We start from the raw sequence: 14,126 nt of genomic DNA on the forward strand, positions 1-14,126 counted from the left end.
TGGGCGGCAGCGAATTTCACGCGGCACCGGCGAAACCGGAGCAATGGTACAAAACACCCCCTGGCAGGCAACCGAAGCGCGACACCGTGGGAGCGGCGGCTCCGATCATCCGGCACGCGGCGCGACACCACCACGGGGGTTGGACTGGGGTTTTCTGTACGCCGCGGCCACGAGTCTCGCCGCGTTCGTCCTGCTGTTCCAGCCGTGGCTCTCGGCGTCGGGCTCGGGTGGCGAGGCGCGCTCGGACGCGTTCGGCCGGATCACCGGTTTCACCGAGGGTTTCGACGAGTTTTCGGTGTCGAAGTTCCGTGATGTGAACATCAGTGGCGCCTGGGGTCTGCTGGCCGCCGCCGCGATGGTGGTCACCGTGTTCGCCGTGCTGGCGCAGGCGCGGTCGCGTTCCCGTGCGCTGGCCCATCTGGTGATGGGCTCCAGTGTGGCCGTGGCGATTCTGGTGCTGTGCGGGTTGCTGTACCTGGATGCCAGGGGGCCGGAATTGCGGGTCCTGATCGACCAGGGCGAAGGCTTCGGTGCGGGGTTGCTGCACCGGGTGCTCGACGAGGCGGCGACGAGCGGGTCGGGTGAGCGCCGGATGGCCGGAGCCGGGCTGACGCCCGTGGCGTTGGCTGTCGGCGTGATGACCGCCGCGGCCGCGGTGGTCGCGGTCGCGCAAGGCGCCCGCCGCTACGGTCTCAGTCCGATGCGAGCGCTGACGTGGCTCGTGACGCCGCTGCCCGCCGAGCAGCAGCAGGCTCCGGCGGCGGCCACCGAGGCGCCACGCCCGGCGGAGCGACCCGCGCCGGAGACCGACCAGGTGCTGTGGGACGAACTCGTCTTCGACGACGATCTGGTCGCCAACATCACGTGGGTGCGGAATACGAATCCGCCACAGCACGACACCACCGCTGCCCCTGTCAAGACGCCGGTTCTCACCCGCTAGCGTTCGGTGGTCCGTCCAGCCCGCGCACGCGCGCACGTGTTTCGGCCGACCACTGGACGTATTCCAGCTGTGCGCCGTCGGCGTGACGGACGTACACAAACGTTCCGGTGGCGCTGGTGAACGGTCCGGCGACGAGTTCCGCGCCGTAGTCGGTCACCGTCCGCAGGAGTGCGTCGAGATCGTCGACGACGATCGGGCCGACGGTGCTGCGGTACTTCTCGACGTCTTCCGGCTTGCCCGCGATGAGCAGGAAGTCCCCGATGGCGGCGAGTTCGGCGTTCTCGAAGCCGAAACGCAGGTCCGCCGGTGCGCCGACCAGCCGTTCGTAGATCGGCAGGGCGGTGTCGAGGTCGGCGACGAAGGCTCTGGCATAGGTTTTCAGGATGCGCACGCAGTGGTCCCGGTCAGCTCGGTAGCGGGGGAAGTTCGAGGTTCTCGCGGAAGGTGGCGCCGACGTAGTCGGAACCGACGATTCGGCGGCGGCGCAGTTCCGGCAGCAGCCCGTTGACGACGAAGTCACGGGTGCGGTCGTCGGCGAGCCCGCCGAGGGAGATCACATCCAGGACGCCCGCGTCGTAGCGTTCTTCGATCGCGTCGGCGAGCTGTTCGGGAGTTCCGACGGCGGCCCAGTGGCCGGTGTCCTTGGCGGCGATGATCAGTTCGCGCAGCGTCTTTCCCGACCGCGCGAAGTTGCTGAAGATCTCCACCCGCCCACGCCTGCGGTGTACCGCGGTCACGTCGGGAAGCAGGGTCTGCGGTAGCGGCTTGTCCAGCGGCAGGCCGGACAGGTCGACGCCGCCGCCGAGCATGTCGGCCAGGGCGGCGCGTCCGGCCTCGAAGTCGGTCGCCTCCGCTTGTTCCCGCGCCAGGCGCCGGGCGGCGGCTTCGGTCGCGCCGTAGGTGGCGTGGAACGAGCTCATGATCAAGGGCAGGCCCTCGGCGCGGCCGAGTTCCCCGGCGCGGGCGCGGATGCGCTTGGTGTAGGTGACCGCGTCTTCCAGGGTGGGCAGCGAGGTGAACACGACTTCGGCGAACCGCGCGCCCAATTCGATACCCCCGGCGGATTGCCCTGCCTGGAACTGGACCGGCCTGCGCTGCGGCAGCGGCGGGATGTTCAGCGGCCCGCGCACGGTGTAGTACTGCCCCGTGTAGTCGATCGGGCGGACCCTGCCGGCATCCAGGATCGCGCCGCCGCGCCCGTCGGAGGTCAGAGCGCCCGGCTGCCAGCTGTCGAACAGGGCGTTGACCACTTCGAGGGATTCGGTGGCGCGTGCGTAGCGCTCTTCGGGGCTGGGCAGTTCCTGATCGCCGTAGTTCTCCTCCCCGACCGAGGAGGTCACCGCGTTCCAGGCCGCGCGTCCGTTGCTGATGTGGTCGAGTGTGCCGAACAGCCGCGCGAGGTTGTAGGGGTGATGGAAGGTGGTGGTCACCGTCGCGATCAGCCCGACATGCGAGGTCACGGCGCTCAGTGCGGAGAGGAAGATCAAGGGTTCCTGCGCTCCGATCGCGCCTTGCGCGCCGAAGCTCAGCAGGTCGGCGGCGAAGAGGGCGTCGAACTTGTGCCGTTCGGCGATTTTCGCGACCTCGATCGACGACGCGACCGTGGTGGCGGCCGGATCGATGGCCGCGGCGTAGACGCTCACCGCACCGCTCACTCCCGTGACGGTCTTCAGCGGTCGCCGCCGCCTTCCAGCATGGCCCATTGCGGCGACGCTACCGGCGCGTGCCGGCGCCGTCGTGGGTTGCGCTCAGCGGGATGTTTTCTGCCCGAGTCGGAGAGCGGGCACCCCAGCAGTGTCCGGACGCCGAGGTTCGCGGTTCTATGCCCGCTCCGGCCGGGCGCCGTCGCGTTCGTCTGATGTGGGGCGGTCCGCTCGCGGCACTCGCACCACTCCGGTGTCGAGGTCGATGTCGAACCGCGGCGTGTGGGGTTGCCCGGCGCTGTCCTCGCTGCCCTCATGGGTCAGCTTCTTGCCCGGAAACAGCTCCCCGATGACGCCCATACGATCACGATACGCGTCGGCGGTGTCCGAGCCGCTGGACCGTCTCGCCGCCCGGGTTCGTGCTGCTGGTCGCCCGGTCGCCGGCCGATAGCCAAGGGGCAGTCCCATTTCGGCACCCCTGGGGCGGCGGCTGGGCTAGCATCGGGTTTGCTTCGATCGGCCGAGGACCGCGGCACGGGGAGCACTGGGCGACCGACAACGAATCGAACGACAGATCGGCCCACCGCATGGAACAAGACGCCGACCTCGCCCAGGCCCGGGTCTTCTTGGAGTTGCTGACCGTCCGCGCCCAGACGCTGGCGCGCGAGCTGGGATTCGCCTATCGCGACGCCGCCGCACGGCACGAGTTGCACACCGAATTGTGCGCCGTGCGCCGCTACATCGAGCGGCTGCACCGTAGATTCCCGGAAATTGCCTCGCCCCAAGGTAATCGGCCGCTCACCGCGCCGGGATACGGTTCCGGGTGGCCCCGGACGTTGGGGTGAGGATCCGCCGCCGGCGCCGCGTCGCCGGCCATGGGCGGCCGTGAGATGCCGTGTCACGACGGGGCGCCGTGCCGGGTCTCAGCGTCCCGGCGCGGAGGCTGTGTGCGCGCGGACGGGCACGGTGAGCATGGCGACGATCATGTCCACGATCTCCGCGTCGTCCCCGGGGCGGGCGGTGCGGATGCCCGATTCCAGGGTGCGCTCGTAGTCGGCGATCAGCGCGAGCATGACGGTGGTCATGGTTTCCAGGCGCTGCCTGCGCAGACGTCCCGGCAGGCCGAGCGCGGCGTCGAGCCGGGTGGCGATGATCCGGACCGCCGCCCGGTCGGCTCCGGCGAGGCGGCGGGCGTCGGCGACCACGGGATGGGTGCGCACGACTTCCAGGAACCGCCCCAGATGGGTCACTCCGTCGTGGCCGAGCAGTTCCAGGATGGGCGTGGCGAGCATGGCGACGAGGGTGGGCAGGTCGTTGGCGCCGCCCGTGGCCTCGTGGGCGGCCAGCAACTGCATGCGCCGGTGTTCGAGCCAGTTCATCCGCCGCTCGACGATGGCCTCGATCAGTCCGGTGCGCGAATCGAAGTAATAGTGCACGGCGGAGTTGTTGCGCTGACCTGCCGCGGCGGCGATGTCGCGCAGCGGCACGTCGACGCCGCGTTCGGCGATGAGGCGTTCCCCGGCGTCGAGCAAGGCGGTGCGCGAAGCGGCGCTCGGCATACCCGCACTGTACTAAACACGAGTATTGACGATGTTAAACACAGATGCTTAATTAAACGTTGTGGATAATGTGGCGGTGGTCACCGGTGCCGCGTCCGGGCTCGGCGCCGCGCTGTGCCGCCTGCTGGCCGCGCGGGGCGTCGCGGTCGTGGCCGCCGACACCGATGCCGCCGGGCTGGTGGGTCTGGCCGCCGATACCGCGATCCACACACAGGTCATCGATGTCTCCGACGACGAGCAGGTGCGCCGCCTCATCCACAGCGCCGTCGCCGAGTTCGGACGCATCGACTTCCTGTTCAACAATGCCGGTATCCGCCTCGGTGGGGCCGTCGAGCACATCCCGTTGCCGCAGTGGCAGCGGATCGTGGACGTGAACCTCTGGGGTGTGGTGCACGGTACACGCCACGCCTACCCCCTGATGCGGACGCAGGGCTCCGGTCACATCGTCAACATGGCGTCCATCGCGGGACTGACACCGGTGTCGCCCTCGGCCGCCTACGCGATGACCGAGCACGCGGTGGTCGGACTGAGCACCGCGCTGCGGGTCGAGGCGGCCGCGGCGGGGGTCAGGGTGAGCGTGGCGGTGCCGGGAGGGGTCGCGACCGACATCGTCGATTCCGGGATCGACCTGCCCGGGTACTCCTTTCGCGGACCCGTGCGCCGGATGCCGATCGGGATGATCAGCTCGGAACGGGCCGCGGCGCACATCCTGCGTGGGATGCGGAAGAACAAGCCGTACATCGTGTTCCCCCACTACAACAAGGCGGTGGTCGCCGCCTACCGGTGGTGTCCGAGCCTGCTGGGCCGCGCCGGAGGACGCCGATGATCGCCGGCGGGCCGATCTTTCAACTGTGCTGGGTGGTGGAAGATCTGGGCGCGGCGTGCGAGAGGTTCACCACCCGGTACGGGGTCGGCGAGTGGTTCACCATCCCGGATGTCCACTTCGGGCCCTCGGCCGCCGAACTGCGTGGCGCGCCGGCCGATTACACGATCAGTGTGGCGCTCGGCTACGCGGGCGGCCAGCAGCTGGAATTGATCGAGCCACGGGGCGGGGTGAGCCTGTACGCCGAGCATCTCGACCGTCTCGGCCCCGGGCTGCATCACGCCGCCTGGGTGCCCGCCGACTATGACGCCGCGCTCGCCGAGGCCGCCGCGGCAGGTATCGAAGTCGTCGCGCGCGGCAGGTTCGAAGGCGTCGGGATGGAGTTCGCCTACCTCGACGGCGGGCCGATCGGGTCGCACATCGAACTGATGCGGCTGTCGCGGGAGATGAAGGCCGTGTTCGACCACTTGATTCCGGAAGGCTTCACCAACCCATGGCAGTAGGCGGTGACCTCTCGGGTGACCTCGACACCATCGAGGCCGCTTCGAGCCGCTTGCGGCAGTTCCCCTCACGTCTCGGCGACGGCCCGGTCCGCGGGCACCGGCGCCGGGACCCGCGCGGCGCGCACGACGCGCCAGGAAGGCGAGCACTATGCGCTTCACCTACGCCGAGACCATGACCGATCCGTCGTATTACCTCGCTCTGGCCAAGGCCGCCGAGGAGGCCGGTTACACCTCGATGGCAGTCGCCGACAGCGTGGCGTACCCGAAGGAATCCGACGCGAAATATCCATACACCCCCGACGGTAGCCGGGAGTTCTTGGAGGACAAGCCGTTCATCGAGGCGTTCGTGCTCAGTGCGGCGATGGCGGCGGTCACCACCACCCTGCGTTTCACCCCGTTCGTGCTGAAGCTGCCGATCCGGCCGCCGGTGCTGGTGGCCAAACAGGCCGCCTCGGTGGCCGCGCTGAGCGGCAACCGGTTCGGGCTCGGCGTCGGCATCAGCCCGTGGCCGGACGATTTCGAGATCATGGGGGTGCCGTTCGACAAGCGTGGTGCGCGGATGGACGAATGCATCGACATCGTGCGCGGGCTCTCGGCGGGCGGATACTTCGAATACCACGGGCAGTTCTACGACATTCCGCCGATCAAGATCAGCCCGGTGCCGACCGAACCGGTGCCCATCCTGATCGGCGGCCACAGCAAGCCCGCGCTGCGCCGGGCCGCCCAGCGCGGCGACGGGTGGATGCACGCCGGTGGCGACGGCGCCGAACTCGACCGGCTGCTGGCCGAACTGGACGCACTGCGCGCGGAGTACGGCACCCGCAAGGATTTCGAGGTGCACGTCATCTCGCTGGACGGCTTCACCGTGGACGGCGTCAAGCGCCTGGAGGATAAAGGCGTCACCGACGTGATCGTCGGTTTCCGGCTGCCCTACACCACCGAGCAGGACACCGAGCCGCTGGAGACGAAGATCGCCAACCTGTCCCGCTTCGCGGAGAAGGTCATCGCGCGGGTCGACGGGTGACCGGCCGATCCGGTCAGGACGCCAGCGCCGCACCGGCCGCGGCGAGGGCCTGCGCGCGGTAGCCCGCGCCGAACAGCACGACGTGCACCAGCAGCGGATGCAACTGGTGCAGCGGCGTGCGGGTGCGCCAGCCGTCGGCCAGCGGATGGGTCTCGTGGTAGGCCGCGCGGATACGGTCCAGGTGCGGGGCGCCGAAGAGGGCGAGCATGGCCAGGTCGGTCTCGCGGTGGCCCGCGTGCGCGGCAGGATCGATGAGCATCGCCCGCCGCTCGGTCCACAGGATGTTGCCCGACCACAGGTCGCCGTGGATGCGCGCCGGGGGTTCGGCGGGTCCGGCGAGGTCATCGATGCGGTCGATGACGCGCTCGACCAGGCGGGTTCCGTCGGCACCGAGATGCGCGGCGGCAGAAGGAAGATAGGGCGCGAGACGATGTTCGGCGTACCACTGCGACCACGGGCCGTCCATCGGGGTGTTGGGCAGCGGCAGGCTCGCGATCCAGCCTTCCCACGGCGCACCGAACCGGGCGCAGCCACCGGCGTGCAGCGCGGCGAGTTCGCGGCCGAGTCGCTCGGCGGCAGCGGGCGTGGGTGCGGTTTCCGCCAGCCAGGGCAGCACCAGCATCCGATCGTCGGCGGCGAGCACCTGCGGCAGCAAAGCGCCGGTCCCGTCACCGCGTGTGCCGGTTTCCGTGTTTCGCAGCCAGGCCAGACCCGCCGCTTCGGCCGTGAAGACGGACGTCGGGGTGGCCGAGGCCTTCACGAACACGGTTCGGGCGTCGGCCAATTCGGCGCGGTGCAGCGTCCACGCATGGCGCGCGCCGAGATCGGTGACGGCGCGCACGGGCAGGCCGAGCAGTGCGGACAGCTGGGCGGCGCGGCTCACCGGGCGCCCGCGGTGAGGCGTTTCATGGTGTCCTCGTCGGCGGGGAAGAACGACTCGATGGCCAGTTCGGCGACGGTGACGTTCATCGGGGTTCCGAAGACCGTCGTGACGCTGAGCAGCGACAACTCGTCGCCGTCGTGTTCGATCCGCAGCGGGACCACCGCCTGGTCGGGTTCGGGAACCGCGAGCTCCACTTCGCCTCCCGGGTAGGACCGCAGCTCCTCGAGCAGGTCGGCCAGTTCCCGGGAGCCGGTCACCTCGGCCTGGCGCGCCAGGCGGGCGAAGATGTGGCCGCGCCACTCGGCGAGGTTGCGGATGCGGCCGGCCATGCCGTCGGGGTGCAGGCTCAGTCGCAGCGCGTTCACCGGCGGTCTGGTCAGCTCCGGGTCGATGCCCGCGATGAGCACGGCCACCCCGCTGTTGGCGTCGATCATCGTCCAGTTCTGGTCGATGGCCAGCGCCGGGTAGGGCTCGTGCCCGGCGAGGATCTGGCGCATGGCCCCGCGGACGGCGTCCATGGCGGGGGTGTCCAGGCCGGGTTGCGCGTAGGCGGGGGCGTAGCCCGCGGCCAGCAACACGCGGTTGCGTTCGCGCAACGGGATCTCCAGATGCTCGGACAGGTGCACGATCATGGTCCGGCTCGGTGTGGCTCGTCCGGTCTCGATGAAGCTCAGGTGCCGCGCCGAGGTATCGGCCCGCCCGGCCAGCTCCAGTTGGCTCAGTCTGCGTTCCAGACGCCAGTGCCGCAGCAGGTCACCGGCCGTTGGGGTAGTCACGCCCCGATCCTACGAACAGCCCTACGGCAGGGCGATTACTTCTCGGGTAAGCGACATCCGTACCCGGGACGAACCGTCCGGGTCGTGGCACCGGGGCATCCGGCCGGAAGCCCGTCTTCCGGCCGGGTGTCGGGTGATCTCAGGCCATCTCGGGAACGCGCAGGTGCGCGAACGACAGGTCGAACTCTCCTACTTCGAGCACGTTGGCACCCACCTGTTGGGTGGCCTGTGCCCTGATCCGATTGGTCTGCTCGCGGCTGCCTTCCATCGCCGCCCGGGATTCCCATACGGTCGCGCCCACCGCGCGGCCGCTCGCCCGGTCGATGAACAGGCTTGCGCTGCAGAATCCGTCGAGCATCTCCGTCTGCGGCAGCACTTCGGTCTTGAACGTTTCGGCCAGCCGGTCGAGCTGGCTCGGGTCGACCTGCACCCACGAGCACCGGGCGCAGGCATTGTCGCCGGACGGATGGTCACGGTGCATCACCGCGATCTCCCATTCCTCGACCCGTTCCACCCGGCCGCCGAGCTGCCGGGCCAGGCCCTCGCGCAGCTGCTGAACGCGGCCTCTGCTGGCGTGCAGTGCCTGCTCGGACTCCCACGACGTCGTGGCGATGCAGCGTCCGGTCGACCGGTCGGTCATCAAGGACATTCCGACCCACCCTTGGATCTCGGGCAGATTCGGCATCACTTCATCACGGAGGTATGCGGTCCCGTCGTCGATCGACGACGCCTGGGCCGCAATTGTGCTGGAACGTGCGTACACGGGCCACCTCCCACCTGGTCAGGGTGGCGCCCCGGTGGCGCCACCGGACATAACTCACCTTCCTCCAGGCCGCGCCCACACGCAATGCCCCCGTGGTGCGCGAATCGACCGGTCGATTCCGGCCGACGGGATTCCTTTGCGCAGCCGGAGCAGGGTGAGCACGGGCACGTGCGAGGCGTGAGAGAGTGCTCGGGTGACTACGGCCATAACGCCCGGGGCGGGGTTGGTGGTGCTGTGCACGGTCATGGTCGTGGGTGCGGCGGCGGTGTACCGGGTGGCCGGGCTGGGGCGGGTGTCGGTGGCGCCGGGCGCGGCCGTGCGGGGCGCGGCCCAGCTCGCGGCGGTGGCGCTGATCCTGACCGCCGCGCTGGCGCAGCTGTGGTCGTCTTTCCTGGTGCTGGCGGTGATGTTCGGCGCGGCGGTGGCGACCGCGGCGCGGCGGGCCCGCGCGGGGCGCTCGGCGCTGTGGCTGACTGCGGCGCTGGGCTCGGGCCTCGGTGTGGTGCTGCCCCTGCTGCTGCTCAGCGGCGTCGTGCCGCTCACCGGCGTGGCGCTGGTGCCGATCGGCGGCATCGTTCTCGGCGGCACGATGACGGCGACCTCGCTCGCGGCGCGGCGCGCCCTGGACGCGATCGAGCAGCGATGGGGCGAGGTGGAAGCCGCGCTCGGTCTCGGGTTCAGCGAGCGCGACGCGCGCCTGGAGATCATCCGGCCCACGGCCGCCGACGCGCTGCTACCGGGCGTCGACCAGACCCGCACGGTGGGGCTGGTGACCCTGCCGGGGGCCTTCGTCGGCGTTCTGCTCGCGACCGGTTCCGCGGCACAGGCCGCCGCGGTGCAGGTCATGGTGCTGACCGGGTTGCTGCTGGCGCAGTCCTGCGCTGTGGCGGTCACCATCGAACTCGTCGCCCGCAGGAGGGTGCATCGCCTCGCCACCGCGGCGCGGGCCGACCGCCCCTCCCCGAGCCGCGTGCACGGTTCGCCCCGGTGATCCCCCGTCGACCGTGCCGGTGCGATCGACGCCGCCGTAGCCTGGGACGATGCCCGATCTGGTGGAGCTCGAGGACTCCGAGTCGCTGCGCCTGGCGCGCCTGTTCCTCGGCCGGACAGTGGATCTCGTCGTCGACCGTCCCTACGGGAGCCGTCACCCGCGGTGCGGATTCCGGTACCTGCTCAACTACGGCTACGTTCCGGTCACCCGCGCACCCGACGGCGAGGAACTCGACGGCTACTATCTCGGACCGCCCGAGCCGATACCGTGGGCGCGCGGACTGTGCGTCGGGATCATCCACCGCCGCTACGACGATGACGACAAGCTGATCGTCGTCCCGACCGGCAGCCCCGTCCCGGACGACGCGGCGATCGCCGACGCCGTCGCGTTCCAGGAGACCCCGGTCACTACGTCATCGCCCGGCAGTGACCGGCAGGCCGCGCGGCCGCGCCGATTGGGCGCGCGGATAGCGGGTAGGCCCCTGCCATGGAACTGTTGGTGATTCTCGCACTCGCGGTGCTGGTCGGCGCGGTGATCCTGTATCGCAAGAGGACCGGCAAGCGGCCCGGCGCACCCGAGGTACCAGGAAACGACGGCGAGTAGGGAGCGGTTATGAGCGCGATGGATCCCGATCCGGCGAAAACCCCTGATCTGGAGCCGGGCGGCGGGGTGCCGCCGGGCGCTACCCCGCCGGACACACCCCAGACCTCTGGGCTGTCGGCGCCGGAGCCGAGCACCAGACACCATTTCCCGGTCACCGGGATCATGGCGATGCTCATCGTGGCGGTGGTGATCCTGCTGTTCGTCGCCGCGGCGGTCGGGATCGTGGTGTCGATGCTGTGACCTGCCCCCGCTGGCGGCCGGCCGATCAGACAACGGCCGACCGCGCGGGTGGTCGCGCCCGGAAGGTCACAGAATCGGCCGGCCGCCGGTGACCGCGATGCGGGCGCCGGAGATGTAGCTGCCGTCCTCGGAGGCCAGCAGCACGTAGGTGGAGGCCAGTTCGGCGGGCTGACCGGCACGGCCCAACGGCGTGTCGTCACCGAAGTGGGTGACCTTCTCGACGGGCATGGTGGAGGGGATCAAAGGCGTCCAGATCGGCCCGGGCGCGACGCTGTTGACCCGGATTCCCCGCTCGCCCAGCAATTGCGCGAGGCTGGCGGAGAAGTTGGCGATGGCGGCTTTCGTCGCCGCGTACGGCGCCAGGGTGGGCGAGGGCATATCGGAGTTCACCGAGGAGCTGCCGATGATCGATGACCCCGGGGGCATGTGCGGCAGCGCCGCTTTCACCAGGTAGAAGTAGGCGTTGATGTTCAGTTTGACGGTGTGCTCGAATTCCTCGTCACTGATCTCCTCCAAAGTCTCGTGCGTCATCTGGTAGGCCGCGTTGCTCACCAGCACGTCGACTTTCCCGAATTCCCGCACCGCCCGATCGATCACGGCGCGGCAGTGGGCGGCCTCGGACAGGTCGCCCGGCACGAGCACCGCTTTGCGGCCGGCCGCCGTCACCAGGTCGGCGACTTCCTTCGCGTCGTCGTCCTCGTCGAGGTAGGAGATCAACACGTCCGCGCCTTCGCGCGCGTAGGCGATCGCCACCGCCCGTCCGATGCCGCTGTCGGCGCCGGTGACGACCGCGGCCTTGCCGGTCAGTTTGCCGGACCCGCGGTAGCTGTCCTCGCCACAGTCCGGCACCGGGGTCATCTTGGCCTGGACACCGGGAACGTTCTGCTGCTGGTCGGGAAACCCCATGTCGGGCTCCTCCTTCTCCGCTTCGGGGTTACGGGTGCTTCACATGTCCTGCTTCTGCCGCCAGTCGCGCACCGCGTCGCGGGCCCGGTCGAACAGCGCCAACGGCGGTCCGGCCAGGAGGTTCGCGGCCGCGGACTCCCCCGCGTGCGGGTGCGGGCGGGTGGGCGCCACGGCCTCGGCGGCGCGCACCGAGCCCGCCATCCGCCGCAACTGACTGGTCGGGAACTGCGCGCGCAGCAGGGTGAACTCTTCGGTTTCCTCGTGCGCGGCGTGCTCGGCCACGGCGTCGGCGAACTTCGCGAGTTCGGTGTCGAAATCGGGATGGTCCACCCCGAGGTCGTACAGGTCCGCCAGGGCGCGTTTGGCGGCGTTCTCCTCCTCCAGCCGCGGCTGCACGATGTCGGCGTCGGCACCGAAGCGGGCTCGCCCGGCGACGGGGTGCACGACCTCCTCCTCGGCGCTTTCGTGCACGGCCAGCAACCGCACCAGCTCGGTGAACAGCTCCTGCTTCGTGCCGTTGCCTGCCTTCAGTCGCGCCAGCAGCGCGAAGATCTCCTCGTGCTGGGCGGTCAGCAGTTCGACGACATCCTGATCGGTCATCGCACACTCGTTTCTGTCGCTACGGAATGAACTCCTGGACTTTGGTTTTGGCGCCCTGCGCGATGAGGTGCCACGCGTCCGGGTCGCCGCGCAACACGGCTTCGGCGGTGTCCTTCATCTGGTCCCAGGTCGCGTGCGGCGGAATGGGCGGCACGTCGGGGTCGCAGTGCACGTCCAGCAGCACGGGGCCGTCGGCGTGCAGGGCGCGGTCCCAGGCCGGGCCGAGTTCCTCGGGTGTCCGCACGGTGATCCCCGCCAGGCCCGCAGTGCGCGCGAACTCGGCATAGGAGACGTCGGGCAGGGTTTGTGATTCCTCGAATTTCGGGGCGCCGCCCATGGCGCGCAGCTCCCAGGTGACCTGGTTGAGGTCGTTGTTGTGGAAGACGCACACGACCAGGCGCGGGTCGCTCCAGCGCGGGCGGTAGCGGGCGATGGTGAGCAGTTCGGCGAGGCCGTTCATCTGCATGGCGCCGTCGCCGACCAGCGCGATCACCGGACGGTCCGGGTGGGCGAACTTCGCTCCGATGGCGTAGGGCACGCCGGGGCCCATGGTGGCCAGTGTGCCCGACAGCGACCCGCGCATCCGGCCGCGCAAGCGCAGGCAGCGGGCATACCAGTTGGTGGAGGACCCGGAATCCGCGGTGACGATGGCGTCGTCGGGGATGCGCTCGGACAGCTCCCAGACCACCCGCATGGGGTTGACCGGTTCGGCGTCCAGCAGGCATTGGCGTTCGACGGTCTGCCACCAGCGGGCGACGTTCTTCTCGATCCGTTCCCGCCATGTGCGGTCGTCCTTGCGCCGCACCAGCGGAATCAATTCGGCCAAAGTGGATCTCGCGTCGCCGACCAGGTTCACCTCGGTCGGGTACCGCATGCCGATCATGGTGCCGTCGATGTCGATCTGCACCGCGCGCGCCTGCCCGAACTCGGGCAGGAATTGGCTGTAGGGGAAGTTCGATCCGACGATCAACAGCGTGTCGCAGTCACGCATGAGCTCGTAACTGGGCCTGGTGCCGAGCAATCCGATCGCGCCGGTGACGAAAGGCAGATCGTCGGGCAGGACGTCCTTGCCCAGCAGCGCCTTCGCCACGCCCGCGCCGGTGCGCTCGGCCAGCTCGACGACTTCCTCGGCGGCCGAGCGGGCGCCCTGCCCGATCAGGATCGCGACCTTCGATCCGGCGTCGAGCACCTCCGCCGCGCGCCGGATGTCTTCGTGCGCGGGAATCACTCGCGCCCAAGCCGATCCGGGCGGGCTCGACGGCACCTGCTTGAACGCGTGCTGCGGTGGCCGGTACTGCTCCTCTTGCAGATCCGCAGGCACGATCACGGCGGTCGGGGCCCGTCGGGCGGCCGCGACCCGGAAGGCGCGGTCCAGCGCGTTGGGCAACTGGCTTGCCACGTTCACCTCGACCAGGTAGTCCGAGGCGACGTCTTTGAACAGGCTCTGCAGATCGACTTCCTGCTGGTAGCTGCCGCCCATCGCGCTGCGCGCGGTCTGCCCGACGATCGCCACCACCGGGACGTGGTCGAGCTTCGCGTCGTACAAACCGTTGAGCAGATGGATCGCCCCCGGCCCCGAGGTCGCGGTGCACACGCCCACCTTGCCGCTGAACTTGGCGTATCCGGTGGCCTGGAACGCCGACATCTCCTCGTGGCGGGCTTGGATGAACGCCGGCTTGTCGTCCGCGCGGCCGAAAGCGGCGATCAGGCCGTTGATCCCGTCACCGGGATAGCCGAAGACCTGCTCGACGCCCCATTCCCGCAGACGCTGCACCACGTAGTCGCCGACCTGTTGAGCCATCGGGTTCCTCCTGTCCATGTGCCGGTGGCAGGGTCCGTCGCCAGGCGGGTACCCGGGCGGTCGGACCCCAA

General features: G+C 69.8%; 18 protein-coding genes. 8 read left to right on the forward strand and 10 right to left on the reverse strand.

From position 1 onward, the window contains the following. The first annotated feature begins 139 nt into the window (after positions 1-139). Complete coding sequence (locus LTT66_RS33635) at positions 140-940, forward strand: hypothetical protein (protein WP_233062525.1); 801 nt, start codon at positions 140-142, stop codon at positions 938-940. On the opposite strand, the gene LTT66_RS33640 is transcribed toward LTT66_RS33635, so the two are convergent. The 3 genes from LTT66_RS33640 to LTT66_RS33650 all read right to left on the reverse strand — a co-directional run bounded on the left by LTT66_RS33640 (position 930) and on the right by LTT66_RS33650 (position 2,943). Beyond that, positions 930-1,331: a VOC family protein gene (locus LTT66_RS33640; protein ID WP_181723936.1), complete on the reverse strand. Its 402-nt coding sequence runs from the start codon at positions 1,329-1,331 to the stop codon at positions 930-932. The genes LTT66_RS33635 and LTT66_RS33640 overlap by 11 nt on opposite strands. Positions 1,332-1,344: 13 nt before the next feature. Next, entirely contained in the window at positions 1,345-2,643 is a 1,299-nt protein-coding gene (locus LTT66_RS33645) for an NtaA/DmoA family FMN-dependent monooxygenase (RefSeq protein ID WP_233062526.1), read from the reverse strand. 117 nt (positions 2,644-2,760) lie between these two features. After that, the gene (locus tag LTT66_RS33650) at positions 2,761-2,943 is read right to left on the reverse strand and encodes a hypothetical protein (RefSeq protein WP_233062527.1); all 183 of its coding nucleotides are present in this window, start codon (positions 2,941-2,943) and stop codon (positions 2,761-2,763) included. Positions 2,944-3,170: 227 nt separating this feature from the next. On the opposite strand from LTT66_RS33650, the gene LTT66_RS33655 reads away from it, so the two are divergent. After that, entirely contained in the window at positions 3,171-3,428 is a 258-nt protein-coding gene (locus LTT66_RS33655; protein WP_181723939.1) for a hypothetical protein, read from the forward strand. A 78-nt stretch (positions 3,429-3,506) separates the two neighbouring features. Here LTT66_RS33655 and LTT66_RS33660 read toward each other — a convergent pair whose 3' ends face one another. Next, positions 3,507-4,142: a TetR/AcrR family transcriptional regulator gene (locus tag LTT66_RS33660; protein WP_233062528.1), complete on the reverse strand. Its 636-nt coding sequence runs from the start codon at positions 4,140-4,142 to the stop codon at positions 3,507-3,509. Between the two features lie 76 nt (positions 4,143-4,218). Between LTT66_RS33660 and LTT66_RS33665 the strand changes: the two genes are divergently transcribed. From LTT66_RS33665 to LTT66_RS33675, 3 genes are all read left to right on the forward strand, one after another. Continuing rightward, positions 4,219-4,968, forward strand: a complete 750-nt coding sequence (locus LTT66_RS33665) for an SDR family NAD(P)-dependent oxidoreductase (protein WP_233062529.1) — start codon at positions 4,219-4,221, stop codon at positions 4,966-4,968. Beyond that, the gene (locus LTT66_RS33670; protein WP_233062530.1) at positions 4,965-5,468 is read left to right on the forward strand and encodes a VOC family protein; all 504 of its coding nucleotides are present in this window, start codon (positions 4,965-4,967) and stop codon (positions 5,466-5,468) included. The genes LTT66_RS33665 and LTT66_RS33670 overlap by 4 nt, the downstream gene beginning before the upstream one ends. Positions 5,469-5,616: 148 nt before the next feature. Next, positions 5,617-6,492 (forward strand): TIGR03619 family F420-dependent LLM class oxidoreductase, encoded by an 876-nt coding sequence (locus LTT66_RS33675; RefSeq protein WP_233062531.1) that lies wholly within the window; start codon positions 5,617-5,619, stop codon positions 6,490-6,492. A 13-nt stretch (positions 6,493-6,505) separates the two neighbouring features. On the opposite strand, the gene LTT66_RS33680 is transcribed toward LTT66_RS33675, so the two are convergent. From LTT66_RS33680 to LTT66_RS33690, 3 genes are all read right to left on the reverse strand, one after another. Continuing rightward, on the reverse strand, positions 6,506-7,375 hold the full coding sequence (locus LTT66_RS33680) for a fructosamine kinase family protein (protein ID WP_233062532.1): 870 nt from the start codon (positions 7,373-7,375) through the stop codon (positions 6,506-6,508). After that, positions 7,372-8,151: a helix-turn-helix domain-containing protein gene (locus LTT66_RS33685; RefSeq protein ID WP_195101675.1), complete on the reverse strand. Its 780-nt coding sequence runs from the start codon at positions 8,149-8,151 to the stop codon at positions 7,372-7,374. Before LTT66_RS33685 ends, LTT66_RS33680 begins: the two co-directional genes overlap by 4 nt. A 139-nt stretch (positions 8,152-8,290) precedes the next feature. Next, on the reverse strand, positions 8,291-8,914 hold the full coding sequence (locus tag LTT66_RS33690) for a hypothetical protein (RefSeq protein WP_233062533.1): 624 nt from the start codon (positions 8,912-8,914) through the stop codon (positions 8,291-8,293). Positions 8,915-9,158: 244 nt separating this feature from the next. On the opposite strand from LTT66_RS33690, the gene LTT66_RS33695 reads away from it, so the two are divergent. The 3 genes from LTT66_RS33695 (at position 9,159) to LTT66_RS33705 (ending at position 10,748) form a co-directional block, all read left to right on the forward strand. Beyond that, the gene (locus LTT66_RS33695) at positions 9,159-9,905 is read left to right on the forward strand and encodes an ABC transporter permease (RefSeq protein ID WP_233069489.1); all 747 of its coding nucleotides are present in this window, start codon (positions 9,159-9,161) and stop codon (positions 9,903-9,905) included. Positions 9,906-9,954: 49 nt separating this feature from the next. Next, entirely contained in the window at positions 9,955-10,407 is a 453-nt protein-coding gene (locus LTT66_RS33700; protein WP_233062534.1) for an inorganic diphosphatase, read from the forward strand. Positions 10,408-10,517: 110 nt separating this feature from the next. Continuing rightward, positions 10,518-10,748 (forward strand): DUF6480 family protein, encoded by a 231-nt coding sequence (locus tag LTT66_RS33705; RefSeq protein WP_181723949.1) that lies wholly within the window; start codon positions 10,518-10,520, stop codon positions 10,746-10,748. A gap of 66 nt (positions 10,749-10,814) precedes the next feature. On the opposite strand, the gene LTT66_RS33710 is transcribed toward LTT66_RS33705, so the two are convergent. The 3 genes from LTT66_RS33710 to LTT66_RS33720 are packed head-to-tail and all read right to left on the reverse strand — an operon-like array spanning position 10,815 to position 14,055. Then, on the reverse strand, positions 10,815-11,654 hold the full coding sequence (locus LTT66_RS33710) for an SDR family oxidoreductase (protein WP_233062535.1): 840 nt from the start codon (positions 11,652-11,654) through the stop codon (positions 10,815-10,817). 39 nt (positions 11,655-11,693) lie between these two features. Then, positions 11,694-12,254, reverse strand: a complete 561-nt coding sequence (locus tag LTT66_RS33715; protein ID WP_233062536.1) for a hemerythrin domain-containing protein — start codon at positions 12,252-12,254, stop codon at positions 11,694-11,696. Between the two features lie 19 nt (positions 12,255-12,273). Further along, a complete protein-coding gene (locus LTT66_RS33720; protein ID WP_233062537.1) occupies positions 12,274-14,055 on the reverse strand; it encodes a thiamine pyrophosphate-requiring protein in 1,782 nt (593 codons plus the stop codon). Positions 14,056-14,126: the final 71 nt, after the last annotated feature.

This window comes from Nocardia gipuzkoensis, assembly GCF_021183645.1.
GTDB lineage: Bacteria > Actinomycetota > Actinomycetes > Mycobacteriales > Mycobacteriaceae > Nocardia > Nocardia abscessus.